The 24,663-nt window shown below is 40.7% G+C and carries 21 protein-coding genes and 1 other RNA gene; 10 read left to right on the forward strand and 12 right to left on the reverse strand.

Going from position 1 to position 24,663, the window contains the following annotated elements:
- Positions 1-38 precede the first annotated feature (38 nt).
- The 6 genes from ACO05G_RS02475 to ACO05G_RS02500 all read left to right on the forward strand — a co-directional run bounded on the left by ACO05G_RS02475 (position 39) and on the right by ACO05G_RS02500 (position 9,061).
- Positions 39-2,207, forward strand: a complete 2,169-nt coding sequence (locus tag ACO05G_RS02475) for a T9SS type A sorting domain-containing protein (RefSeq protein ID WP_421764531.1) — start codon at positions 39-41, stop codon at positions 2,205-2,207.
- 57 nt (positions 2,208-2,264) lie between these two features.
- A complete protein-coding gene (locus ACO05G_RS02480) occupies positions 2,265-2,981 on the forward strand; it encodes a hypothetical protein (RefSeq protein WP_421764532.1) in 717 nt (238 codons plus the stop codon).
- A gap of 69 nt (positions 2,982-3,050) precedes the next feature.
- Positions 3,051-3,809: an SDR family NAD(P)-dependent oxidoreductase gene (locus ACO05G_RS02485; protein ID WP_421764533.1), complete on the forward strand. Its 759-nt coding sequence runs from the start codon at positions 3,051-3,053 to the stop codon at positions 3,807-3,809.
- Positions 3,743-6,094 (forward strand): family 20 glycosylhydrolase, encoded by a 2,352-nt coding sequence (locus ACO05G_RS02490; protein ID WP_421764534.1) that lies wholly within the window; start codon positions 3,743-3,745, stop codon positions 6,092-6,094. The genes ACO05G_RS02485 and ACO05G_RS02490 overlap by 67 nt, the downstream gene beginning before the upstream one ends.
- On the forward strand, positions 6,091-6,834 hold the full coding sequence (locus tag ACO05G_RS02495) for a copper homeostasis protein CutC (protein WP_421764535.1): 744 nt from the start codon (positions 6,091-6,093) through the stop codon (positions 6,832-6,834). Before ACO05G_RS02490 ends, ACO05G_RS02495 begins: the two co-directional genes overlap by 4 nt.
- Positions 6,821-9,061 carry a glycoside hydrolase family 2 protein gene (locus ACO05G_RS02500; RefSeq protein ID WP_421764536.1) on the forward strand — a complete coding sequence of 747 codons (2,241 nt, stop codon included), beginning with the start codon at positions 6,821-6,823 and terminating at the stop codon, positions 9,059-9,061. Before ACO05G_RS02495 ends, ACO05G_RS02500 begins: the two co-directional genes overlap by 14 nt.
- 132 nt (positions 9,062-9,193) lie before the next feature.
- Here ACO05G_RS02500 and ACO05G_RS02505 read toward each other — a convergent pair whose 3' ends face one another.
- The 3 genes from ACO05G_RS02505 to ACO05G_RS02515 form a co-directional block, all read right to left on the reverse strand.
- Positions 9,194-10,471, reverse strand: coding sequence for a cation:proton antiporter (locus ACO05G_RS02505; RefSeq protein ID WP_421764537.1), 1,278 nt, complete (start codon positions 10,469-10,471; stop codon positions 9,194-9,196).
- 105 nt (positions 10,472-10,576) lie between these two features.
- Positions 10,577-11,206 carry a response regulator gene (locus ACO05G_RS02510; protein ID WP_421764538.1) on the reverse strand — a complete coding sequence of 210 codons (630 nt, stop codon included), beginning with the start codon at positions 11,204-11,206 and terminating at the stop codon, positions 10,577-10,579.
- Positions 11,203-12,912: an ATP-binding protein gene (locus ACO05G_RS02515; protein WP_421764539.1), complete on the reverse strand. Its 1,710-nt coding sequence runs from the start codon at positions 12,910-12,912 to the stop codon at positions 11,203-11,205. Before ACO05G_RS02515 ends, ACO05G_RS02510 begins: the two co-directional genes overlap by 4 nt.
- Positions 12,913-13,072: 160 nt before the next feature.
- On the opposite strand from ACO05G_RS02515, the gene ACO05G_RS02520 reads away from it, so the two are divergent.
- Entirely contained in the window at positions 13,073-13,654 is a 582-nt protein-coding gene (locus ACO05G_RS02520; RefSeq protein WP_421764540.1) for a hypothetical protein, read from the forward strand.
- 236 nt (positions 13,655-13,890) lie between these two features.
- On the opposite strand, the gene ssrA is transcribed toward ACO05G_RS02520, so the two are convergent.
- Both ssrA and ACO05G_RS02530 read right to left on the reverse strand, forming a co-directional pair.
- Positions 13,891-14,290, reverse strand: a transfer-messenger RNA (tmRNA) gene (gene ssrA, locus ACO05G_RS02525).
- 75 nt (positions 14,291-14,365) lie between these two features.
- Positions 14,366-14,878: a hypothetical protein gene (locus ACO05G_RS02530; protein WP_421764541.1), complete on the reverse strand. Its 513-nt coding sequence runs from the start codon at positions 14,876-14,878 to the stop codon at positions 14,366-14,368.
- An 89-nt stretch (positions 14,879-14,967) separates the two neighbouring features.
- Here ACO05G_RS02530 and dnaX point away from each other — a divergent pair, with 89 nt between their 5' ends.
- The 3 genes from dnaX (at position 14,968) to ACO05G_RS02545 (ending at position 17,221) form a co-directional block, all read left to right on the forward strand.
- Complete coding sequence (gene dnaX / locus ACO05G_RS02535) at positions 14,968-16,083, forward strand: DNA polymerase III subunit gamma/tau (protein WP_421764542.1); 1,116 nt, start codon at positions 14,968-14,970, stop codon at positions 16,081-16,083.
- 98 nt (positions 16,084-16,181) lie between these two features.
- Complete coding sequence (locus tag ACO05G_RS02540; protein WP_421764543.1) at positions 16,182-16,754, forward strand: hypothetical protein; 573 nt, start codon at positions 16,182-16,184, stop codon at positions 16,752-16,754.
- 17 nt (positions 16,755-16,771) lie between these two features.
- A complete protein-coding gene (locus ACO05G_RS02545; protein WP_421764544.1) occupies positions 16,772-17,221 on the forward strand; it encodes a hypothetical protein in 450 nt (149 codons plus the stop codon).
- Positions 17,222-17,231: 10 nt separating this feature from the next.
- Here the strand turns inward: ACO05G_RS02545 and ACO05G_RS02550 are convergent, their stop codons facing one another.
- From ACO05G_RS02550 to ACO05G_RS02580, 7 genes are all read right to left on the reverse strand, one after another.
- Positions 17,232-19,034: a LysM peptidoglycan-binding domain-containing protein gene (locus tag ACO05G_RS02550; protein ID WP_421764545.1), complete on the reverse strand. Its 1,803-nt coding sequence runs from the start codon at positions 19,032-19,034 to the stop codon at positions 17,232-17,234.
- Positions 19,031-19,669 carry an O-methyltransferase gene (locus ACO05G_RS02555; RefSeq protein WP_421764546.1) on the reverse strand — a complete coding sequence of 213 codons (639 nt, stop codon included), beginning with the start codon at positions 19,667-19,669 and terminating at the stop codon, positions 19,031-19,033. The genes ACO05G_RS02550 and ACO05G_RS02555 overlap by 4 nt, the downstream gene beginning before the upstream one ends.
- A 16-nt stretch (positions 19,670-19,685) precedes the next feature.
- On the reverse strand, positions 19,686-20,924 hold the full coding sequence (locus tag ACO05G_RS02560) for a pitrilysin family protein (RefSeq protein WP_348284910.1): 1,239 nt from the start codon (positions 20,922-20,924) through the stop codon (positions 19,686-19,688).
- A 56-nt stretch (positions 20,925-20,980) separates the two neighbouring features.
- A complete protein-coding gene (locus ACO05G_RS02565; protein WP_421764547.1) occupies positions 20,981-21,514 on the reverse strand; it encodes a DUF4136 domain-containing protein in 534 nt (177 codons plus the stop codon).
- A gap of 174 nt (positions 21,515-21,688) precedes the next feature.
- Positions 21,689-22,921: an RNA polymerase sigma factor gene (locus ACO05G_RS02570; RefSeq protein ID WP_421764548.1), complete on the reverse strand. Its 1,233-nt coding sequence runs from the start codon at positions 22,919-22,921 to the stop codon at positions 21,689-21,691.
- A gap of 99 nt (positions 22,922-23,020) precedes the next feature.
- On the reverse strand, positions 23,021-23,356 hold the full coding sequence (locus ACO05G_RS02575) for a YciI family protein (protein ID WP_421764549.1): 336 nt from the start codon (positions 23,354-23,356) through the stop codon (positions 23,021-23,023).
- An 86-nt stretch (positions 23,357-23,442) separates the two neighbouring features.
- Positions 23,443-24,633 carry a S8 family serine peptidase gene (locus ACO05G_RS02580; RefSeq protein WP_421764550.1) on the reverse strand — a complete coding sequence of 397 codons (1,191 nt, stop codon included), beginning with the start codon at positions 24,631-24,633 and terminating at the stop codon, positions 23,443-23,445.
- Positions 24,634-24,663: the final 30 nt, after the last annotated feature.

Here is a 24,663-nt window from a genome sequence, read left to right on the forward strand (position 1 = left end):
TATCCCTTTTTGCAATTAAAAAATACTATTTACAGGATATGGAGAGGAGATTCATGAGTTTGATACTCGTATTCATTAGTGTAGCAGGGTTTTCTCAGGAAAAATCTACTGCAAGGATTTGGAATGAAGCCTTACTTGAGGCGATAAGAAATGATTTTGCAAGACCTACTGTACATGCAAGAAATTTGTTTCAAGTGTCAGCAGCAACCTATGATGCATGGTCGCTCTTGGAAGGAGAAACCCCATATTTGATTGGTAATACTGTTCATGGGTTTATTTCAGAATTTGACGGGTTTAATCCTGGTGCTCAAGATGTAAATGAGCTTAAAAATAAGAGTATTAGTTACGCAGCATATCGCCTGATCAAGCATCGATTTCAAAATTCACCTGATTGGGGTGAAACTGAATCCTTAGTAGACTCCTTGTTTACCAGTTTAGGGTATGATCCATCTTTTACCTCCATTGATTATTCAACGGGATCTGCTGCAGCGTTTGGCAATTTCATTGCCGATGAGTACATAAAATATGGATTTCAGGATGGAGCCAATGAAGCAAACGATTATGAGAACGAATACTATGTTCCTATTAACGAGTTTCTAAGTCCTGATTCTCCCGGAAATCCAAACATGACTGACCCAAACCGCTGGCAACCTTTAGGTTTTGAAGTCTTTATAGATCAAAGCGGTAATGAGATTCCTGGTGCAGTACCGGAATTTTTAAGTCCTGAATGGGGTAATGTAAATCCATTTTCCCTCAATACTTCAGCATCTCAAATATTGGAGAAAGAAGGTGATAATTACAGGATTTTCCATGATCCTGGGATGCCACCTTTGCTGGGAGAAGAAAATAATTTGGACTCCTTGTATCAGTGGGGGTTTTCCATGGTAGCGGTATGGTCCAGTCACTTAGACCCGGCAATTGATGTAAGCCTTGATATTTCACCGAAAAGTTTAGGAAATATAGCTATCGAAGAAATGCCAACTTCATTTGACGCATATGGCTCTTTTTATGATTATGTTAATGGAGGAGATGTTTCAACTGGCAGAGAGACAAATCCAATAACCGGCATGCCCTACACTGAGCAAGTAGTTAAGCTTGGTGATTACGCACGAGTTTTGGCTGAATTTTGGGCCGATGGACCGGATTCCGAAACCCCTCCCGGGCATTGGTTTACTATTCTTAATTATGTAAATGACCATCCTGATTTTGAGAAAAAGTTCGAAGGGGAAGGTGAAGTTTTGAGCGACTTAGAATGGGACGTCAAAGCGTATTTTATGTTGGGAGGAACCATGCATGATGTGGCAATATCTGCATGGGGCTTGAAGGGGTACTATGATTATGTAAGACCCATTTCAGCAATTAGATACATGGCTGACCTGGGTCAGTCATCTGATGAGAACTTACCAAACTTTGATGTCAATGGTATTCCTCTTGTCGATGGGCTTATTGAACTGGTTGATGAGAACGACCCGCTAGTTGGAAGTCAAAATGAGCATTTAAATAAAATCAAATTGAAAGCATGGAGGGGACCCGATTATATAAATAATCCGGAAACAGATTATGCAGGCGTGGATTGGATTCTTGCTGAGAACTGGTGGCCTTATCAGCGACCCACCTTTGTAACTCCTCCATTTGCAGGCTATGTTTCTGGCCACAGTACCTACTCGCGTGCTGCGGCAGAAGTTCTAACAATGCTGACCGGAAGTGAATATTTTCCCGGAGGAGTAGGTGAGTTTGTTGCCAGGCAAAATGAATTTCTTGTATTTGAAGAAGGGCCAAGTGAAGATGTGATTCTTCAGTGGGCTACTTACAGAGATGCTTCCGATCAATGTTCATTATCAAGAATATGGGGAGGTATTCACCCTGCGTTTGATGACATTCCCGGTCGAATTATTGGTGAAAGCATAGGAATAGAAGCTTTTCAATTTGCAAAAGCTATATTCGACGGCACTGTCACATCTGTAGCATCTAAATCAGTTGATGGCGTAGAAATCTTTCCCAACCCTGTAGATGATTATGTGTCCATAAGAGGAGTTTTACAAGGGGATAAAGTGGAAATATTGGACCTTGATGGAAAGCTGGTGCTATCATTTGATGAATGGAATATGACGGAGAAAATCAATTTATCAACATTGAAGAGTGGCATCTACATTGTGAACATCACAAATAGAGAAGGAGTATTCACAAAAAGAATTTTCAAGGAATAATAAAAACGATCAGTTAATTAAATCGAACTTTTAGGCAGATTTTCGTTAACAACAATTATGAATGTTTTTATTTCCAGGTCGCTGCTTTTGGTGTTTCTTTTCTTAGGGTATAATACCTGCCAGAGTCAGATACCAACATACAATCCATTTTTCTTTGGAGATAAGCATGTGGAAACCAAAGTCCCGACTGTCGATTTAACTGCTATTGGTAGGTATCATTTTGATCAAAGCTGGAATGCTGGAAATATTCATCTAAAAAACGGGGACTCACTGATCGCCTATTACATGCGATATGACCTCATTAAAAATCAGCTTGAAGTCATACTAGGGAATAACATAAAAGCCATAAATGGAAGTTTTATTGAGTCATTTGAGTGGTTTAGTGTGGATCGATTGAGACCTGAAGTGTTCATTTCTAAACAAAGTATTCAGTTTGAGAATAGCAGAGATGTGACCGGATTTCTTCAACTTCTAGAGGAGGGTGTAGTAAGACTGTTGAAGTGTAAAAGGATGATAGCACCAAAAGCAGCCACATCACCAACATTAGTCAATGATACTGATTCAGACATTCAGGCGATTGAGGAATTCTTTTTAGTCTTTGATGGTAAGGCAATTGAAGTCAGTAGTGGGAAGAAAAAAAATCTCGAAATATTCAACTCTAAATCATTAACCAAATTTGTAAAGCAATCAAATCTCAGGTTTAATAATGAGAGTGATCTTAAAAAGATCGTAGAATATTATAATTCTGGTCAGATAGGCCAAACTCAGGGTTAGGATTACATTTCATGAGGGAAGCTTGTGTGATTATTACCAAATCACATATTTATGAGCTAAATTAATCCTATGGAATCAAACAGAGTGTGCGTAATCACCGGCGCAGCTCATGGAATTGGTGCCGCTACCGCCAGATTAATGAGCCTGCATGGGTCGATGAACGTTGTTTTATCAGACCGGGATAAAGAAGGAGTGGATGCTCTGATGCATCAACTTAATACAATTCGTCCCAAATCTTCTATTGCATTTACTACTGATGTATCGGATCCGAAGCATGTTTCACAGCTTATGAAAGCAGCATATGATCGCTTTGGTAGCCTGGATGTGCTGATCAACAATGCCGGAATAAGTCAATCTAAGATTGCTAAAACTGCAGATTCTTCGATTGAAGATTGGGATCGTGTTGTTTCGGTAAATCAGAGTGGCGTGTATTACGGGATGAAATATGCCATTCCGTATATGGTGGAGCAAGGACATGGGATTATTGTAAATGTATCTTCTCTGGCAGGCCAAATAGCTGCCCCTAACCACGTCTCATATGCGGCAAGCAAAGCAGCTGTTTTGAGTATGACAAAGACCGTTGCGTTGGAGTATGGTCGTCAAAATATCCGGGTCAATGCCGTTTGTCCCGGTTATACGGATACTACCCATTTTGATCAATTACATGCCACCAAGCCGGAATTGAAGGAACGCTTACTAAGAGCTACACCCATGAAACGCTATGCCAAAGTAGATGAAATTGCAGAATCTATTTATTGGTTATGCTCGGATCAGACATCATTTATCACTGGTCAGGCATTGACGATAGATGGTGGTATTTCGTTGTAACTGAGGACACCAAGTCGGTTTTACGAAAGCGACAAATCTTTTGCCATTGTGGAGACGCGCAATTACCTATTACTTTATTTACTTTAGCTTCAATGGGGCGCTCAATGTTAATTTGTAAAATACTGGTATCGGTACTACTTATTACCAGTTGTAACAAATCAAAATCATCCAAGGAGCCATCCATCATCCCTGCCCCGGTTGAGCTGAACATACAAAATGGAGTGTTTGAAATCAATGAAAACACTTCGTTGATCTTACCAGAATCCTGTAACCTTAAGATTGTTAGTGACTATTTAATTGAATTGACAGGCTACTCGATAAATGAGACGACAAACCCGAGCGACAATGCTATTGTCTTTCAGTTGGATGAACGTGGCAAAAATGAATATTTGCTTTCAGTTGATCCTAAGCAAATTACAGTCTCAGGAGGGAGTTGCCAGGCGCTTCTTTATGGAATGCAGACGCTTCGTCAATTATTGCTTCAGAATCAGAATCACCAAATTCCAGCTTTAACGATCGTAGATGGTCCCCGCTTTGAATGGCGGGGATTACTACTGGATTGTTCGAGGCATTTCATGGAAGTTGATTTTGTCAAGAGATACATTGACCTACTGGCATTGTACAAAATGAATGTATTGCATTGGCACTTAACAGAGGATCAGGGATGGCGAATTGAAATTGACAAGTACCCCAAACTTACAAGTATTGGAGCCTGGCGAGATGATGGAAAAGGTGGAAAATATGGAGGCTACTATACCAAAGAAAACATTCGAGAAGTGGTGGCTTATGCGGAAGAACGTGGGGTGACGGTGGTACCGGAGATTGAGCTGCCCGGACATTCACAAGCTGCTCTTGCTTCATATCCAAATCTTTCATGCACAGGAGGTCCTTTTGAGGTAGAAACAGAGTGGGGAGTCTTTAAAGAAATTTACTGTGCAGGTAATGATTCTACGTTCATCTTTCTGGAGGATGTCCTAACAGAAGTGATTGAACTGTTCCCTTCTGAATATATTCACATAGGGGGGGATGAAGTCCCCAAGTTCAGGTGGGAGCACTGTGAGAAATGTCAGCGTAGGGTAAAAGAACAAAACCTGCATGATGAGCATGAACTTCAAAGCTATTTCATTGGAAGGGTTGGTGCTTTCTTGGAGACGAAAGGAAAAAAAATGATAGGCTGGGATGAAATCTTAGAGGGAGGTCTACCTGATGGTGCTATTGTTCAAAGCTGGAGAGGTTTTGATGGTGCCAAAGCGGCTGTAAATCAGGGCCATCATGCAATTATGTCTCCAACATCTCATGCGTACTTTGATTATGGATTGAATGATATTGACATGGAAAAGGTCTATAATTTTGATCCCATTCCTCCTGAAATTTCGCAGGAAGAGGCTCAGTTAATCCTAGGTGGTGAATGCAATATGTGGTCAGAGCGGGCACCACAGCCTAAGATTGATTCTAAAGTTTTTCCACGCATGCTAGCTATGGCTGAGGTGCTATGGGGTACCTCTAAAAACTACTCCGAGTTTAGGTCAAGGGTGGCTGACCATTACACTTTGTTGGATCAGCTTGGTGTTAATTATGGATTTGAAAAGATTCCGGTTCAGACATCTACACAAATTCGGAATAGGAAATTGTTTGCTGTTCTGGAATCCTATGATCCAACGTTCAAAATACACTATTCAGTAAATGATGAGCAACAGACATACTACGAACCTGTGATGATCGAAGAACCTCAAAAATGGTCGATAACTTTTGAACGAGGCGGAACTTCTTTTAGAGACACGATTATGCAAGCTTTTCATCCTCATCTTGCCAATGGATTGATACCGGAATATGCCTATAAGTGGAATGCTAATTATCCAGCGGGGGGAGAGACTGCACTTACCGATGGTCAGCGTGGTAGTCATCAATTTCGTGATGGTAATTGGCAGGGGTTCTGGGGAAATGATATAGAAGTTACTATTGATCTGGGGGCTCCAACAAAGATTCAAGAGCTTTCTTCCGGCTACTTGCAATACAACAACGCATGGATTTTTTATCCAACAGATGTGACCTATAAAGTTTCATTAGATGGAGAGATTTTTGAAGAACTTGGAGTGATTAAGAATCAGAAATACCCGGAAGATAAAAAGGAGGCAACTCAATCATATACCCTAAGGTTGAAAGATGTTGTTGAAACTCGTTACGTCAAGCTAATTGCCAATAACATAGGTGAATGCCCGGAATGGCATGATGCAGCAGGAAGCAAAGCCTGGCTTTTCATCGACGAATTCAGTGTAAGTTTATGAAATTCCAACTAGAGATATGTGCTACTACAATTCATTCGGCAATCAATGCCGAGAGGGGTGGGGCACATAGAATAGAATTATGCGATAATTTGTGGGAAGGAGGAACTACTCCGAGTCATGCGTCCATCGAAAAGGCTATTGAGCAACTGAGCATACCTGTTTTCGTTTTAATTCGACCTAGAGGCGGAGATTTCACCTATACTGACTTGGAGTTTGATCTCATGAAACGAGAAATTGAACACTGTAAGCAACTGGGAGTTGGTGGCATAGTTTCAGGTGTTTTGTTGCCAGATGGTGCTATCGATAAAGTGAGAACCAAGATATTGATGGAACAGTCTGAGGGATTGCCATTTACTTTTCATCGGGCATTTGATCAGGTTCCAGATCCAATATCGGCGTTAGATGACCTGATCGAATTGGATGTGGATCGCGTACTTACCTCCGGTCAGGAATGCACTGCAGCAAAAGGAAAAGCATTGATTGGAGACTTGATAAAATTCGCACAGGACCAACTCATAATTTTGCCCGGAGGCGGCATTAATATTGATAATATCGAATCATTAGTTAAAGTGGGTTGCACAGAATTTCATCTCTCAGCAAAAGAATACGTTCAAAGAAATTCCATTTATCCTATCAAGGTACCCATGAATGGTTCTGCAGATATTCCGGAAGAGAAGCTTACAGTTTCCAGTATTGAAAAGATTAGGCAGTTAAGAAGCACACTGGATGAGAAAGCTTAACCTTCTGTCGATTTTGATTCTGGTTACTCTGTCCTGTTCGCAACCATCTACCACCAATATCAAAACTGACCTTTCTGGAGGTTGGACTTTCAGGCAGGAGGGCACGAAAGAGTGGTTCCCGGCTACTGTCCCGGGAGTAGTGCATACTGACCTGCTGGCAAATGAGCTCATACCGAATCCATGGAAAGGTACAAACGAGCTGGACGTCCAGTGGGTGGAAAACGAAAACTGGGAGTATCAAACTACTTTTAATCTGTCAACCGATATACTAGCTAAAAAGCAACATAATCTGGTATTTGAAGGGCTGGATACCTACGCAGATGTTTACCTGAATGACTCTCTGGTTTTGGAAGCTGATAATATGTTCAGAACCTGGAACGTAGATGTTGGCGAAATATTGAAAGCGAAGAGGAATCACCTATTGATTCGGTTTAAGTCACCAATTGAGTTCAACAAGACCAGGGTAGAGTCAATGGGCTATGAGTTACCGGCTAGTAATGAAAATGCCCCAATCAAAGTGAGTCCGTATGTCCGGAAAGCACCTTATCATTTCGGATGGGACTGGGGTCCACGCCTGGTTACTGCCGGGATATGGCGATCAGTCTACCTTCAAAGTTGGGATGATGCTAAAATGGTGGATGTTCAGGTAATTCAGCAATCCCTGACCAAAGAGCGAGCTGAACTTCAAATAGTTCTGCAGATAACGTCAACGTCAAACTTCGAAGTAAAACTCTCAACCATGAAAAAAGACTCAATTGTTTCCTTGGTTGAAGGTATGAATGAAATTGATATGTCCATCCATATCGACAATCCCAAACGATGGTGGCCTAATGGCTGGGGTGAACCTCATTTGTACAAGATCCCTGTAACTATGAAAAGAGATGGGATAGTGATCGATGAGCGAGAAGAACGTATTGGATTAAGGACCGTAGAGCTGATCCAGGATGCAGACTCAATAGGTAAGTCTTTTTATTTCAAAGTAAATGGTGAGCCACTCTTCGCCAGAGGCGCAAATTATATTCCTCAAAGTCACTTTCTACCATCTGTCCGGAAAGAGGATTATCATACGCTTATTGGAGCAGTAAAAGAAGCCAACATGAATATGCTTCGGGTCTGGGGAGGAGGAATCTATGAGAATGATATTTTCTATGATTTGTGTGATAAAAACGGCATTTTGGTCTGGCAGGATTTCATGTTTGCAAACACGATGTATCCCGGGGATGAAAGTTTCATCAGGAATGTGGAATCTGAGGTTGTGGATAATGTGAAGCGATTGAGAAATCATCCCTCAATCATTCATTGGAATGGAAACAACGAGATAGAGGTTGCCTGGAAAAATTGGGGGTGGCAGAGTCAGTTTGGGTATTCTAAAGCAGATTCCTCTCAGTTGTGGAAAGATTATCTGCATCTTTTTCATGAACAGCTTCCCGGTTGGCTGGCGCAATTAGATGATCGTAGTTATACCACGACCTCTCCATTGAGCAATTGGGGAACACCGGCGAACTTCAACTTCGGCAGCATGCATTATTGGGGCGTTTGGCACGGCGATGATGAGTTTGAGGCTTATGAGAAAAATGTTGGCAGATTCATGAGTGAGTACGGATTTCAATCATTTCCAAAAAAACAGACGGTCGCCTATTATGCTGATTCGTCTGATTGGGATTTGAATTCAGATGTAATGAAACATCACCAGAAAAGCTATGTGGGTAACGGACTTATTTCAAAGCAGGCCTCCAAATATTTTGGAGAGCCAAAAGATTTTAACGATTTTCTTCTGAAAAGTCAGCTTACCCAGTCGAAAGCCATGAAACTGGCAATTGATGCTCATCGATTGAAAAAAGGGCATTGCTGGGGAAGTCTTTTCTGGCAACTCAATGATTGCTGGCCAGGCGCAAGTTGGAGTGCCATAGATGTATTTGGTAACAAGAAGATCTTTTATGAGGAGTTAAAAACTTTGTTTGCGCCAGTCGCAGTTATCCCAAAGGTTGTTGATAATCAGATTCAACTAACGATCATCAACGACACATTGGAAGAAGTAGAAGGCGTACTTCAACTGTTGCTACATTCGGAAGTAGGTGAAACTGTCACTGAAGAAATTGATTTTTTTGTGCCTGGGAATGACGCTTTGCAATTGTCTACTATTCGAACTGCAGGTTTAAAAACAATTGATTTTATTCTGATTCAGGATGGAAGCGTGTTATTTGAGCGAAGAGAAGAACTAAAGTAGTTTTCAGAGAGCAAACTAGGTCGAGTTTTATGTGTGACACAGTAGACCAAAGAAGTCTTCCATTTTTTGGTCAAAAAATAAACCCCACCGTCTTGATGGGGTTTTAACTCAACTCAACTAATAAAACCGCTTTTATGCTGAGGACAACTTACTTTTTCTTGAATTATTTGATTCGTACTGCTTCATCAAGGTGGTCGTACTAAGTCCTTGATAGAGAATTGAACAAACGACTACCACATACGTCAAAGTCACTATAATTTCCTTTCCTTCAAACCCATGTGCCAGTGAGAGTGTAAATGCAACTGGTAGTCCACCTCTTATGGCTCCCCACGAGAGAACAGAGATGGTGCCTTGATCGAATGTTCGTTTTTTCGACATTAATTTTATTGGTATGAAGACACTTAGCCATCGTGCGAATATGACAACTACAACTGCGAAAAAGCCTATAGCGAAATAATCAAGCCTCAACGGTATAACCAGCATTTCAAATCCAATAAGGACAAACAACATAGCAGCCAGGGTTTCTTCAATTAATCTCCAAAATTTGTAAACATATTCACCTACTGCACTCTCTCCGGTTTCACTTCTACCATAATTTCCTATGATGAGGCCGGTGAGTATGGCAACCATCATGGAGGAGACAGAAAGAGAATCGCCTAGATAAGATCCCATCATGACTAATGCCAGTGTAATTAAGACTTCTGCTTCTACCACATCGTTATCAATCAGTTTTAAAAGTTTAAACCCTAGCCATCCAAATAGAACTCCAACAACTAATCCCCCTATGATATCTCGCAGAAAAATAAATGACACATCCCATGTGGTGAACAAGCCTTGTGATATAGCTTCTTGCTGTACGTTTACCAGTGAATAGGCGAGTACAATAGCTATTCCACCATTCAATAGGGATTCCCCTGAAATCTTGGTCTCTAGCTTTTTTGAAAGATCATATTGTCTAATGGTCTTTGTAATGGCAATAGGATCAGTAGAAGAAATCAATGCTCCAAACACCAGGCAGCTGATGAAGCTTATGCCATTTCCGGTAAAATCCAGCAAAAAGAACATGATCGTACCAATGACAAAGGTGGATATTAAAACGCCAAAGAAGGAAAGCATCAACACGGGGATAAGTTGATTGCCAAGCTTACGAAAATCTATTTTTAATGCAGTAGCAAAAAGCATTACACTTAAAACAAACCGATACATCACATCTGTGAAGTCATATTGCTTAACATGCTGAGCCAGATGATATTCTGGAAATAATATGCTAAAAGTCAGTACTCCAAGCGAAAGAATGAGAGCCAAAACCATTAATCCAATAGATGAAGGTAGTTTTAGAAAAAAGGTATTGATGAAAATGAAAAGCCCGGAGCAAAAAATCAATAGACTGATGATGTCGAATATCTTCATTTAGTTAAACGTTTGATTACCAGATACTAAATTAGGGTAGATATCAAAGTGCCGAACTGGCAATTTATCTGTAAAAATTAGTCAGTAGAAATACGGAGGGTTTGGTTAAATGAGTTGCAGATGTGCTGCTTTCTTAATCAACTCTGCCGTATTTTGAACGTTCAATTTTTTCATCATATTCACCCTGTGAGTTTCGACCGTTCGTGTACTTACAAAAAGTTCTTCAGCAATTTCTTTTGTTGTTTTGCCATCTGAGACAAGTTGTAAAACCTCCATTTCACGTTCTGAAAGTTTCTTATGAGATTCTCCTTCGACAGCCATATTGCCTATCATAAGGTGAGATATTTCTTTATTGAAATATTTGTTACCTAAAGAGACCTGTTTTATTGCTTCGTGCAATTCTGCTTCGTCAGCATTCTTAATTAAATAACCGTAAGCTCCGTTTCTTACTGCTTTTACCACATACTGTCCCTCTGCATGCATGGTCAGTACAATAAACTTAACTTTCGGGAATTCATCACGCGCTTTTTCAATTGCCTGAAGTCCATCTCCACCAGGCATGGAAATGTCGATTAATACGATTTCGACATCCGTTTTTGCCAAAAGTTCAAAGAGTCGATCAACAGAGGATGCATTGCCAACTACCTCGATATTCTCAATTCTTTCAAGTAGTGAAATCATGCCCTCACGAAATAGTTGGTGATCGTCTACGATAGCTATTTTTATACGGCTCATGAATTATTAGGTATTTCGATTTCAATTGTAGTCCCTCTGGAACTACTCTGGATACTGATACTTCCCGATAAAAGCTTCACTCGTTCTTTCATATTCCTAATCCCATTACCATTTCCCAATTCATTCACATCAAATCCCTGTCCATTGTCTGAAATAAACAAATCTAGGTGATCTTCGAAATAAGTCAACGATAGCTTGATATCTGTCGCATTAGAATGTTTTAATGAATTGTTTATGGCTTCCTGGACAATACGATAGATTGAAATTTGAATTTGATCTTCAAGTACGGCATCCAATGGAATGTCATGCTTAAAGCGAATTGAGACGGCCGAGCTACCATCAATTTCTTTTACCATATTAGTAATCGCCTCGCCGACACCAAAATCTTTAAGTACACTGGGCATCAGGTTATTGGACATATTTCTTACCTCCTGAATGGTATAATCCAATTTTTTCAGAAGTTGTTGCTTGAGTTTTTGATTGATGGAAGTTGATTGGATATCCAGTCGTAAGGTTGTTAATATCGGGCCCAGCCCATCATGAAGTTCCTGTGCCAGTCTGGACCTTTCTTTTTCCTCACCGCTCAATATTGAACGCTGATTTTCTTTCTGATGCAAAAGTTCATTTTCGTGATATTGCTGAAGTTTTTCTTTCATCTCAACTAAAGAAGATCCGAGTTTATCATGTGGTCCCAGGGGCTTGAATTCAGCGGTAAAATTCCCCGAACCTATTTCGTCTGCGAATCTGATAGTTTCTCCAAGTGCATGGATAAGTTTATTTAATGCCCGGAACATGTGCCCGATTTCATCTTCACGCTTTTTACCAACAAAATCATCGTCCAGAACTCCCTCGGACATCCGAATTAACTTTTTCTCCATACTAATGATTGGACTTACCAGCATATTGGAAACGTAGTACGATGCGATCAATATAAAGGCCATTATAATGGCAACTATAGCTAACAAGTTTTTTCTTAACCGGACTATTGGCTCCATTGCTTCATCATAGTTTATCTCACTTAGCATCACCCATGTCAGTCCATTAAATTGAATTTTATCATATGAACTAAAAACATGTACACCCCGATAGTCCAAAAAGCTATCCTCACCAGCTTTACCCGAAAGTGCATTAAGCACACCATTTGTCTTTACAGTTGTTCCTTTTCCGAATGGTAAGTCAAATCTTGACCTTGATTTTAATTGGTAATCATTACCTACAAGGTAGGATTCACCAGTTGCTCCAAGTCCGGTACGTTCAAGTAGTATTTCCTGAATCTCAGTTATTTGAGCGACGGCCAGGATATAATAATTGGCTGTTCGTCTAGCAAACCCGATGATGATTTTTCTGGATGGGTGCTGCTCGGTAAAATCAATTAGGTATGTTTCGTCTGACCAAATCACATCATCAGGCAATCGATATTCACCAATTTTCGTTGGTTGGGTTTCAGATTTTGTAAAAGCAAAAAAGCCAGCTGTTTTAACAGAAGGAGAAAGCTCATTTTTGAGAGTGCCAAAGAGCGCTATTCTATCTGATATTTCAGCTTTGATTTTGACTAGTTTGAGTTGCTTGACTGATGATAGTTGAAGGAGTACCCGTTCCTTGAGCGCCTGATCAAACTGATAGTAAAAGAGTGTAGCTAAGAATGTAGTCACTATCATGGCAAGGCCAATCATTATTAAAGCCAGCTTGTTGCCAATTTTACTCAAACCTCGCATTTTGTAAATATATCTTTAAAAGTCACGACTCAGGGTCGGTATTTATACGGATACAATGTTCCGTAATTTCTGCCCTCACATTTACCGAATTTTCCATAGTTGACTGAACCGTTGGTCATTTTAGTTTTGATTATCATAATTAATTGAAATCATGACAAAAGTTATCTACCAAGTTTCAGTACTGGCAGCCTTGAGTTTAGGATCACTAACCAGCCTTAAAGCACAAAATGTTGAAGATCAATACGAAGAATTAACCAATAAGTGGCTAGAGGTGTCATTAGCGCTAAAAAATTATGATGGCCTATCCCAGTTTTGCCAAAATCCTGAATTCCGAGAATACTCAATCACGATACTGAGGGATTTACATCATTTTGATTCCGTTATGATTGATTTTCTACATGAACCTACCACTGAGCTACTCATTGGAAAAAAGGAATACCAAAAGACCCTGAAAGACATCAATAACTTTGAAGTAAAATATAGCAATCAGGCGTTTCTGGATTTTTTACGAGAGAGTTGCATTACACGAAATGATCTGGAGAAGAATAAAGAAGAATTAAAAAAAGATATCGGCATGAATTCATTTGATGGTCAAGTGCTCGTTTTAGAAAGCGGACTGTCGAAGTACCTGAAGCACATTGACAAACGTATCCTGGCGATAGAAAAGCACATGCACATGATCCATCCGGATAGGATTGGACTTCAACTGACCAGTGTGACATTCAATGATTGATCAAGAGGCTAATTGGCTTATGGAGAGAACTGAGTGTGAAAATCGATCCTGTGAATCGATTTAGTAAGGAGACAGGTTGTAGGGGGAGCTCCGACAAGGGATTACTCGTACACACAGGCATGCGCTAAACCCCTCGTGAATTCCGCTTGCGCTACATTTCGAACCCTCTTTTACCGGATTCAAATCCCAAATCATTAAAATCAAAAAAAGCCGACCTTTGGCCAGCTTTTCTGATTTTGTGGAGTCGGAGGGATTCGAACCCTCGTCCAGCAAAGGAAACCATAGACCCTCTACATGCTTAGTTATTCTTTTAATCTCGAATCTCAGGCTGGCGAATAACTACCCACCTGAAAAACCAGTTGCTTTATTTCACTCATGACTCACAACACTGCCTTGAGCTAACCCTTATGTTCGACACCCCAATTCCTCACCCTAAGGATAAAGGTGTGGTAGGATGTGACAGGGGGAACCTATGTGGCTCAACCCTAAATAAACTCTACTTTAATTTGAGATTATGCTGCCATAGCGTAGTTAGACTCGCCAATTACAATTTTGAACGCATTTATTGCGGATGTACGCTCGCCACCCGGCATGCTAGCATATGCTTTGCACTTCCTGTCGATTCCGGTCGACCCCATTATGTAAAAGAACTAATGCAAAGGTAGTCATTACCCAGCGAGACATTAAGACAATCGATGATAAGAAATGGTTCTAAGGTGCGACTTCTTTTTGAAAAGAAAGTTTAATTACCAGCTTCTTGAACCAGGCCGGTTTTTCCCCACTTGGATAGGTCTCATCATACATAGAGAGGTGGAGCATTGCTCCTTCCACTTCTGTTGCATAAACTTGTTCACCTCCTTCAAATCCAGGTACTTTAGCAAAGTCCGGAGAAGCAGTAAATACTCCATCCTCAAAGCGGTAAGAGCCGCTATTAAAAGCGAAAGACCTAAAACCTGCAAGTATCTCTTCTTCAGAAGGAGAGGAAAGATTCCCAAACGGTTTTCGTGGATTCAGCCCTGGATTATAAGCAATGGCATACCTCCGTGGAGATAAAATGAAAAAGCCATCCTGTGAAGGACTTACTTGTATAGTGGTATCCGTGTAGATATAGTTAATTTCTTTAAGGGTGTAACTTCCATATAAATCTTCCTTTTTTAACGATTGAGCATTTATGGAAAGGCTAGTTAAAATAGCCGTCAAGATTAGGTACGTACTTCTCTTCATTCTCTTTTTTTGAAGATAAACCCGATCGATTTCAAAAACCCTTACGAAGATTTCCCCATAATTGATCATGTCTGTATCTTGCCACCCGAATGGAAAATTTTGTGGTATCGGCACGTAAGTACAGACCTCTTGGATTTGAAGAGGTAGTGGGGCAGGAGCATATTACCACCACGTTGGAAAATGCCATTAAATCTAATCACCTGGGGCAGGCATTGCTCTTTTGTGGGCCTAGAGGAGTGGGTAAAACCACATGCGCGCGTATCCTGGCGAAAACCATCAATGACTTTGAGAGTGATTCAGGTGAGGGCACCAATAATTTCAACATTTTCGAGTTGGATGCTGCATCCAACAACTCAGTAGAGGATATTAGAAACCTGATCGATCAGGTGCGGTATCCACCGCAGACAGGGAAGTATAAAGTGTACATCATAGATGAGGTTCACATGCTTTCCACTCAGGCATTTAATGCTTTTTTAAAGACGCTGGAGGAACCTCCCGAGTATGCCATTTTTATTCTGGCTACAACAGAGAAACACAAGGTGATTCCTACCATCCTTTCCAGGTGTCAGATTTATGATTTCAATCGGATTGAGGTCAATGATATCGTCAAGCAGCTGGAGAAAATTGCAACAAGCGAAAAGGTGGATGCAGAGAAAGAAGCCCTTCACCTGATTGCACAGAAAGCAGATGGTGCCTTGCGGGATGCACTCTCGATCTTCGATTTGATCACGACCTTTTCTTCAGAAGGGAAGATCACCTATCAGGATACCATCAAGAATCTCCATATTCTGGACTATGATTACTATTTCAAACTGGTAGATGATCTCCTGGCGCAGAATATGGCCGGGGCTTTGATGCTTTTTGATGAAGTTTTAAGAAATGGATTTGATGGGAATAACTTCCTGAATGGTTTTCAGCAGCACCTCAGAAATCTACTAATTTCTAAAGATGATAAGACCATCACCTTGTTGGAGGTTACGGATAATCTGAAATCAAAATACGGGGAGCAGGCAGCAAAATGTAGCCCTTCATTTCTGCTATCCGCATTAAATATTTCCAATCAATTTGAGTTGAGCTTTAAACAAAGTAAAAATCAGCGACTGCATGTGGAGTTGTGCCTGATGAAGCTCGCTCATCTATCCAACGCGCTAACGCTTAGCTCCACTGAAAATGGAGCAAAAAAAAAAGACCACATAGTGACCTAACAGAAGATAAAGGGGATCAAGGAAAACCTAAGGAAACACCTGGTCAAATTCCAAAAGCCGAATCAGCTAAAGAAGAGAAAGTAGAAGAGCCAATTCCTGTGCAGGATGATGCGCCTCATCCACCTACGGAAGAGCCGCTGCTAAGCTCAAATGAGGGGAGTATTCAATCAGAGCCATTAAAACCAAAACCAAGTCCGGTTCTAAAGCCCTCTACTTCAGATAAGCCAAAAGAGACTCCTAGCATTTTTGGGAAAAAGAAATCCAAAGAAGAAACTGGGGAAGCTTCACCTGTAATAGACAAAAAAGAAACAGTGTATTCGGAGGATGATCTCCAGCGTGTTTGGAAGGCATTTGCTGAGCAAAAAACGGATGCTGGGGATACAGAAAGATTGGTGCTTAGCAAATCGGTAAAAAAAGGAGAAAATCACAGTGTGGTTATCATGTTGGGGAGTCAGTTGGAGGTTTCTTTTTTGGAGAAGTTTGATGCCGAACTGGTTCAATACTTTAGGGCTGAGCTTCAAAATGATCACATCGTCATTCGAACGGAAATAGCAGAAATTAAGGACGAAAAAAAGCTCTACACCAGTACTGATATTTTTGATTACATGGTGAAGCAAAACCCGGACCTGAAAGATCTAAAAGATCGATTAGGGCTGGACTTTGATTATTAGTTGCTAATTCTACTCTTATGATTTATCGATTACGCCACTTTGAAAACAACCTGCAAATCGTTGCATCGCTGGGCTGGATTTTAGTTATCGTTGGAGTTATCGCTTTATTTGTTGGTCCTGTTCCAGGAGCGATAATTTTGATTCTACTTGGTGCAGGTCTTATTTGGCTTCAATTGAGAGGTAAAAGAATCATTGTAGATACGAAAAATAAACTTGTCAAGTCTGGGAAGAGCATCCATCAATTAAAGAATCCTACTATGGTTTTCATAAATGAGGTAAAGCTTTCGCAGACGGTTAACTCAAGAGTAAGCTCAAGTCATGTGAAAATGTATTTTTATAAGGCTTACATTCAGGATGGAGAGAACTGCATTCTGATTTCTTGCAATAGGAATGATCAGCGCGATATGAAAACACTTAAGCAAATAGCGAGCGATTTAAGGGTTCCTTTTGAGCAGAATTATGAATAATGCTAAATCCTTATTCGTTGTAAACCTTCAGATCTTGCCCAACATTCAAATCGAAACCTAATAGGCCATTTAGGTCCATCACTTCATCTACAGTCATGCCATACTTTCGAGAAATTGCATACACGGTCTCTCCGGGCTGAACAGTATGACTGATGATGTTTTTCCCCTCAGAAGCTTCTTCTATTGGAGCTTTTACCTGTATGTTTTGACCAATGCTAATGGCGTCTGGATCGGGTAACTCATTCCATCTTAAAAGTTCATCGAGCTCCACCTCATATAACTGAGAAATGCTCCATAGTGACTCTCCAGCTGCTACAGTATGAATTTTCACTTTCTTAAGGCGTTCTTCTTTGGTATCAACAACAGGAACAATTATGTCGGGTACTTCTTCTTCAATGATTTCTTCCTCGATAGGCTCCTCAAATGATTCATCTGAAATAACTGCATCATCTACGTTATGGGTAGAGGCAGTCACTTTTGCAACAGGCTTTGTAATTACAGGTTTGCTCAATTCGTGATAAGCAATTGGTTCATCTGATGGGCGGGTTTTGTCCATCCAAAGTACCCTTCCAGGTTTTAAAGCATCAATGATGCTCATTCGGTTTCGTTGTGCCAGCTTAGCTAGTCGAATGCCATACTGCTGCGAAATCTCCCATAAGTTTTCATTTCGTTTCGCTACATGAAATCCAATTTTTGCTTTCCCCTTCTTCTTTTTGATGTAATAAAACTCATTTGGGATAATCTTATCAGCAGCTCCCATGTCGTTATACTTTCTGAATCTCTTTTCTGAAATACCTGCGCGTGCAGACAAAGTATGAACATCATCAGCGTCTCGCGCTAAAATCGAAGGAATTCCATTCAATGGAATGATTGTCGATTTATTAGCTTCTGTAAGACCGGGTTTTAGTTCAGTAGGATAAATCTTTTTTTGAGGCTCGGAGATTTTGCTACGTCTGGCGTTGTTTTGAGCTATAGCTTTTTTCGGAGGAGTTCCCTGACGAGGAATTAAAACAGCATACGCTTTATCTTTTGGGACGTCCCCACGCTTTAACCATTTATTATACTTTTTCAGTTCTTCTACGTCTACATTTTGTTCCCGTGCTATTTGTTCAAGGCTTTTACCTCCGGCATCTGTAATCTCATCGAGCCAGATGCCTTCAGAATTTGGAAGACCAACCGCAGGAGTAAACGCGACGATATGAGCAATAAATTTTTTCACATACCAATGAGTCTTGCTGTTTATGGTCATTCGCTTCGCGTTGAGATTGGATTGGTCCACATATTTCTGAGCTCCACCTCTTCCTGTGTTATAAGCCATTACCGAATAGACCCAATTTTTCAAAAAGTAATTGTGGCTGTTGAGATACTTGGCTGATCCTTTTGAGGCAGAAACGATATTCAAGCGCTCGTCTACATTTCTGTCCACCCTCAGTCCCACTTCCCGGGCAGTGAAGTCTTTAAACTGCCAAAAACCTACGGCATTTGCTGAGGAGACTGCATCTGATATCAGTGCACTTTCCTGAATAGCTAAAAATTTGATTTCATCCGGAATGCCCGCTTCACCGTGTTCCCGTTCTATAATGGGAAAATACAGGTTCATCCGGTCCACAAGTATGTTGAAATAGGTTTGACTTTGGGTAAGACGGTCTACATCTTTTTGAATTTGTCTTCTTGTAGACTCATTGATGGTTAAGCGTAAATCACCTAACATCATCTCATTGGGAACGGTCTGAGCTAATAGACTGGTTGTGGTGAGTAAAAACAAGAGGAGACTTGTTACTTGTAACTTAAAGCTTGTAGCTAATCGCTTCATAATTTTCTCAATATCATTAATCCGTCGCGAATCGGGAATAAAACGTTTTGCACTCCTGGATCAGTATGCATCTTTTGATTGAAGGCTCTAATGGCTTCCGTGTCCTTGTCTTTTTTTGAAGTATCAAAAACTTTACCACTCCAGAGTACATTATCAGCAATGATGAATCCCCCTTTATTTACCTGGCCTATCACCTGATCGAAATAGTTTGCATAATTTTCTTTATCTGCGTCTATGAAGACTAAATCCCACTTTTCCTTTAAAGTTGGGATGATATCCAGCCCGTTACCGATGCGCAGATCAATTTGATCTGCATAATCTGACTGAGTAAAGTATTCTTTCGTTCTCAGCGAAAGCTCCTCATTATTATCAATCGTAATCAGCCGACCATCTGGTTGCATTCCTTCAGCCATGCAAAGAGCAGCATATCCTGTATAGGTTCCAATTTCCAGGATATTCTTCGGCCTGATCATATGGGAGAGCATGGATAGTACCCTGCCCTGAAGGTGACCTGAAAGCATCCGTGGTTTTAAAACATGGAGGTGAGTTTCCCTGTTGATCTGCTGAAGCAAATCAGATTCAGGCTCGGAGTGATCTTCCACATATTTCTGAAGATCTTCAGGTAGAAATTCCATGTAGGTAAAGATAGAATTATTCCGGCAGATAAGTCAAGGCACTCATCTGGTCTGTAGGTAAATATTGTTTTGCTAACTCTTGGATATGATTAGCGGTAATGCCATCAATCTTATCAAATACGCTATTAATATCCGGCACTTTATTGAGGTCGAGCTGGCTTTTTGCCATCATTAGCATAATGGCATTTTTATTTTCTTCTGAAAGTGCCATTTGACCTTTGATCTGATTTTTGGCCTTATGCAATTGCATATTGCCTAATGGCTTATTCTTCAACGCCTCTATTTCCTTTAGAATAATGCGTTGGCTTTTCTTTAGATTTTTAGGGTCAGTAGCAAAATAGACAGCAAACTGACCAGTCTCCAGATAAGGAGCGTAGCTGGCATCTACACCATATACCAGACCATGTTTTTCTCGCAAACTCAAATTCAATCGTGAACTCATACTTGGTCCACCTAAAAGGTTGACGAGAAAGAAAAATGGAATTCGATTTTTGTCCTTGATGCTCAGGGAGGGCATCCCCATTGCAAAGTGGGCTTGGGTGATGGATTTTTTCTGTTCTTTTCTGGAAGGGCTATAGCCTGAAAACCAAACTCTTTCCGGTGTATGATTTTTATGTGGGATGTCCTTCAGGTATTTGGTTGCCAGTCGTTGGATCTTCTTGGCGGAGTAATTTCCGACACTTGACAGGATGATTTTCTCTGTGTTCAGATTTCGATCAAGAAAAGCCCTGAAATCTCCTTTTTGAAAAGAAGCAACCGTCTTTTCGGTTCCTAAAATATTTCGTCCTAACGAGTGATTTGGAAAGAGCTGCTCATCAAAGTCATCCTGAATAGAATCTTCAGGTGTATCCCGATACATGCTCATTTCTTCCAGTATGACTGTTCGCTCCTTTTCAATTTGCTTTTCGGGGAAGATGGAATTGAAGGTGATATCGCATAACAACTCTACTGCTTTATCAAGGTGTATATCCAGCAAAGAAGCGTAAAAGCATATTTTTTCCTTTGTCGTATATGCATTGAGTTCTCCACCTAAAGATTCCAGTCTATTGATGATGTGGTATGAACTTCGTTTGTTTGTCCCCTTAAAAACCATGTGCTCAAGAAAGTGAGCAAGTCCTTGCTCTTCCAAAGACTCATCTCGGCTGCCAATGTCCAGCATGATGCCTACATGGGCGATTTTAGTGTGATTTACTTCTTTGTGAATGACCCGAATGCCATTGGGTAGTTCGATCAACTCATATTCCTTCTTGCTCATGGGAGCGCAAAGGTACAGCAACAAGTAATTGATTGGAAGTAGAACTAAACCTCCATTTAGTCACTCTTGCCAGGAAGTTCTTTCATTGCTTTCTCAACCCCTTTCCAGATTTCATCTTTGTTGTAAATGGGGTTCATCTCCAGGTACTTGACAGCTGTAGATCGCCAAACCAACTCCGACTTTTGTCTGTCCAATACATCTATAACCAAACTGCCTTTTAAAAACTTCTGGTATTCCGGATACATCATGGTTAACCATTCTCTTTCACCCTGGTAAGTTCCGCTATACAAATTATTTACCTCAGCAGAATCTTCTTCTAAAATCATAAAGAAATTTACTACCAGATTGGATGAATCATCACCTTGCTGATAACCCTTTTGATACATGTTAAAAGCAACTGCATTCGCAATTTCATCTACTACTCGTTGGTCATAGAGATAGTCCGGTCCCTGGTAAGTCACTTCACACCCTTCCAGCCAGCACCAAGTTTCATAATTCTCAAAAGACTGATCTGGTTTTTGATAGGTTTTCACCGAGACGGCACAGGCAGACAGCATCGAAAGCGTAAGAAGAGTAATGAGATTTTTCATCCTTTAAATTTTCTTGAAAGGTCCTCATTTAGGCTTGTATTTGCTCTGATTGAGATCAGATGCTAAGCTGAATTTTGTCAAGAATAGTCGAATGTAATTAGCTAGGTGAATAAAAGGTGGTTAATCTTTTCATGAGTCAATGCTAAACCCTATGAAATAGCTAAGGATATAGCCTTAGCGACTTATCCTGTCGAGTTTTTTGATCAGGAATAGTTTTTCTTTTTCGTTCTTGGTTAGTTCAATTGCCCTTTTTATCGATTGAATAGCCTCATCGTTATTTCCCATCCGTTGTTGTATTTCGCTTTTTATTGCATAAAAAAGGTAATACTCATCAAAGAACTGAGTAGCCTCCAGTCGCTCAATTTCTCTTAGGCCTAATAAAGGTCCGTGGACTTTTTCAAGCGCTACGACCCTGTTTAATTCCACAATGGGATTAGGAGTTAATTGGAGTTGTAGGTCATAAAGTGAAAGGATATTGTTCCAATCAGTACCTTCAAAAGTAGCAGCTCTGCAATGAGCGGCACTGATGGCAGCTTGAATCAAGTATTCATTTAACTCATTTTCAGCGGAAGCAGCGTCTAAATAGTTGAGCCCAAGATCGATTAATCGACTGTCCCACTTTGAGCGATCCTGATCTTCCAATGAAATGACATTTCCATCGGAATCCGTTCGCGCTTCGAAACGTGATGCATGAAAATGCATGAGGGCCATCAGGGCATTTGCAGAAGGTGTATTGCAGATTTCACTGTCAATGAGGACCTTGTTTAATCGCATGGCATCTTCGCAGAGCTCTTTTCTGATGAGTGTTTCTCCCTCCGCAGATTTGTATCCTTCGTTGAAGAGTAGATAGATAATTTTCAGCACCATATCCAGTCTTTTTTCAATCTCATGGGCAGGAGGGAGGAGCAGTTTTATTTCGTCCTTTTTAAATTTCTTTTTGGCGCGGGTGTAAGTCTTCGCTACTGTTTCTTCCTTTTTCAACAAGGAACTGGATATCTCACGAATCGATAGACCTCCTAATATCTTTAAAGTCAGAATGATTTGATATTCCTGACTTAATGAGGGATGACAACATGCAAACATCATCCGTACCATGTCGTCATTGATGGATTCCAGTGATAAATCTGCTCTCATTTCCTCTGCACCTTCAGGAACCTCCTGTTTGTTTGTTTTTTGATCCCTTCTCAGCTGATCAATCATTTTATTTCTAGCCACTCTTAATATCCATCCGGTAGGATTGTCGGGAATTTGTGAATAGGGCCAGGTTTGCATTGCCTTTATTAGTGCTTCTTGCACACTATCCTCTGCCAGCTCCAGATGAGATGCACCAAACCTGCTGGTAAGATGTGATACGGCTTTACCGTACTCAGTTCTAAAAAAATGGTCAACTAATTGAGGCGTTTTCATTAAGGGCACAATTAAAATGTCATCCTGAATGCAACGAAGGATCTTCTTCAAATAAGCGTTAGCTCCTTCATTATGTTCAGGATGACACTAATGATGATTTTACATCCCCATCTCAGTGATGATCTCTCTGACCTCTGTGGTTCCACCAAATTCAAAGATGGGACAGTCTTTAGAGAGCTCTACTGCATGATCCAAATCTTTGGCGTCCAGATGAACATAACCGCCGACAATTTCTTTTCCTTCTGTAAATGGTCCATCGGTTACAATTTTACCACCAGGTCCAACCACCTTTCCTTCTTGCTGAAGTGGGTAGCCTTCTGCTTTTACTTTCTGCATCCATTCTCCCCATCGTTGCATGTGGGCCTGCATCTGCTCTGGTGATTGATCCGCATAGCCTTCATCTCCGCCACGAAATACGTACAAATACTTTTTCATCTTTCTGTAGTGTTTTAGTTAAGATAATTATTTCCTATTAGACGAGTCGACTAATTGAAAATGGACACCCTTAGTGAAAAACTTAATTAATCTTCCCACACAATCTCCGTATTTCCACCTTCCCAAATCACTGTGCTCGATTCAGCTTCCTCTCTACGTTTGATTTTAATATGGGTCCTATCCGTTCGGATCACTTCCTTTCGAATCACTCGCCAACTCATTTTGTGATATACAGTCACGTATATAGAAGGCTCGTTGAAAGAAATAGCTAAACTTTTTTTTTGCGTGTGTGTAACGGTCGGTAATTCTAGTTCTACCCCTTGCAGGAGCTTCATGGCTATTTTAGCGTTAGGCACGCCATACCCAATGTAATTATTTGGTATGGGCAAACTGCCGGATTGAATGATCAAGTTTTTAAGTTCTGCTGGTGTCAATGAGGGATCCATTTCCAAAAGACATGCAGCCAGACCGGTAATAACGGGAGCCGAGAAAGAGGTGCCTAGCGAAGAATAGCATGAAATCTCCGGTTTTACATAATCCAGCCACTCGGGCCCTTTGGAGCTGTATTTCATCCCATCCCACACTTTGATTTTAGTGGCCCCAACCGTTAAGGCACTTTTTGCGTCTCCCGGTGATCCCAAAATTTCCCATTTATTGCTTCCATCGTTACCGGCAGCTACAATGAATAAAATTCCATAATTAGCTGAGATACGATCAATCGCCTGAGTCAGAATGGTGCTCTTACCATCGATTTGCTCTTGCTGGTAATTTTCCCTTTTGTTGTTAAATCCAAAATTGTAGCCCAATGAAATGTTAATGATTTGAACTCCTTCTTTGGCCATCCACTCCATCGCTTCAATAGCAAATTCTTCTTCCTGTCTTCGCTCGTATCCGCCATGGTCTGTTCGTGCGAGGTAGTAGGTAGCGCCTGTTGCAAGTCCATATTGCACGTTTCTTTCGGTATTAAAACCTCCAACTAGTTCCCACACCTCTGTTCCGTGAACATCATCAAATGCTGCACTTCCTGCAAATGATCTAGCTTCAGGATCAAGGTAATCTTTATAGCCAGCCACCTGGTTATTTTCAAATAGACTTTTGAGAGATTCGCTTTTATCTGCTCTCAGAAAGCCTCCATCAATGATACCTATTTTAACACCCTTTCCTGTCAGTCCAGCATCAATTATCGCCTGACCGTTGATCTGCTCAAGAGCAAAGCCTAATTGCTGGCCAAATAGCGGAAGAGAGAGAAAAAGAAATGCTAATTTTATCCACCTCATAGAGAGAAGTTCCATAAATTCAGAACTAAG

This window comes from Ekhidna sp., from assembly GCF_965227465.1.
Classification (GTDB): Bacteria; Bacteroidota; Bacteroidia; order Cytophagales; family Cyclobacteriaceae; genus Ekhidna.

Excerpts from the sequence above, each read along its gene's own strand:
- ACO05G_RS02475 (WP_421764531.1), top strand. The coding sequence starts at position 39 with ATGGAGAGGAGATTCATGAGTTTGATACTCGTATTCATTAGTGTAGCA.
- ACO05G_RS02480 (WP_421764532.1), top strand. The coding sequence starts at position 2,265 with ATGAATGTTTTTATTTCCAGGTCGCTGCTTTTGGTGTTTCTTTTCTTA.
- ACO05G_RS02485 (WP_421764533.1), top strand. The coding sequence starts at position 3,051 with ATGGAATCAAACAGAGTGTGCGTAATCACCGGCGCAGCTCATGGAATT.
- ACO05G_RS02490 (WP_421764534.1), top strand. The coding sequence starts at position 3,743 with ATGCTCGGATCAGACATCATTTATCACTGGTCAGGCATTGACGATAGA.
- ACO05G_RS02495 (WP_421764535.1), top strand. The coding sequence starts at position 6,091 with ATGAAATTCCAACTAGAGATATGTGCTACTACAATTCATTCGGCAATC.
- ACO05G_RS02500 (WP_421764536.1), top strand. The coding sequence starts at position 6,821 with ATGAGAAAGCTTAACCTTCTGTCGATTTTGATTCTGGTTACTCTGTCC.
- ACO05G_RS02505 (WP_421764537.1), bottom strand. The coding sequence starts at position 10,471 with ATGAAGATATTCGACATCATCAGTCTATTGATTTTTTGCTCCGGGCTT.
- ACO05G_RS02510 (WP_421764538.1), bottom strand. The coding sequence starts at position 11,206 with ATGAGCCGTATAAAAATAGCTATCGTAGACGATCACCAACTATTTCGT.
- ACO05G_RS02520 (WP_421764540.1), top strand. The coding sequence starts at position 13,073 with ATGACAAAAGTTATCTACCAAGTTTCAGTACTGGCAGCCTTGAGTTTA.
- ACO05G_RS02530 (WP_421764541.1), bottom strand. The coding sequence starts at position 14,878 with ATGAAGAGAAGTACGTACCTAATCTTGACGGCTATTTTAACTAGCCTT.
- dnaX (WP_421764542.1), top strand. The coding sequence starts at position 14,968 with ATGGAAAATTTTGTGGTATCGGCACGTAAGTACAGACCTCTTGGATTT.
- ACO05G_RS02545 (WP_421764544.1), top strand. The coding sequence starts at position 16,772 with ATGATTTATCGATTACGCCACTTTGAAAACAACCTGCAAATCGTTGCA.
- ACO05G_RS02550 (WP_421764545.1), bottom strand. The coding sequence starts at position 19,034 with ATGAAGCGATTAGCTACAAGCTTTAAGTTACAAGTAACAAGTCTCCTC.
- ACO05G_RS02555 (WP_421764546.1), bottom strand. The coding sequence starts at position 19,669 with ATGGAATTTCTACCTGAAGATCTTCAGAAATATGTGGAAGATCACTCC.
- ACO05G_RS02560 (WP_348284910.1), bottom strand. The coding sequence starts at position 20,924 with ATGAGCAAGAAGGAATATGAGTTGATCGAACTACCCAATGGCATTCGG.
- ACO05G_RS02565 (WP_421764547.1), bottom strand. The coding sequence starts at position 21,514 with ATGAAAAATCTCATTACTCTTCTTACGCTTTCGATGCTGTCTGCCTGT.
- ACO05G_RS02570 (WP_421764548.1), bottom strand. The coding sequence starts at position 22,921 with ATGAAAACGCCTCAATTAGTTGACCATTTTTTTAGAACTGAGTACGGT.
- ACO05G_RS02575 (WP_421764549.1), bottom strand. The coding sequence starts at position 23,356 with ATGAAAAAGTATTTGTACGTATTTCGTGGCGGAGATGAAGGCTATGCG.
- ACO05G_RS02580 (WP_421764550.1), bottom strand. The coding sequence starts at position 24,633 with ATGAGGTGGATAAAATTAGCATTTCTTTTTCTCTCTCTTCCGCTATTT.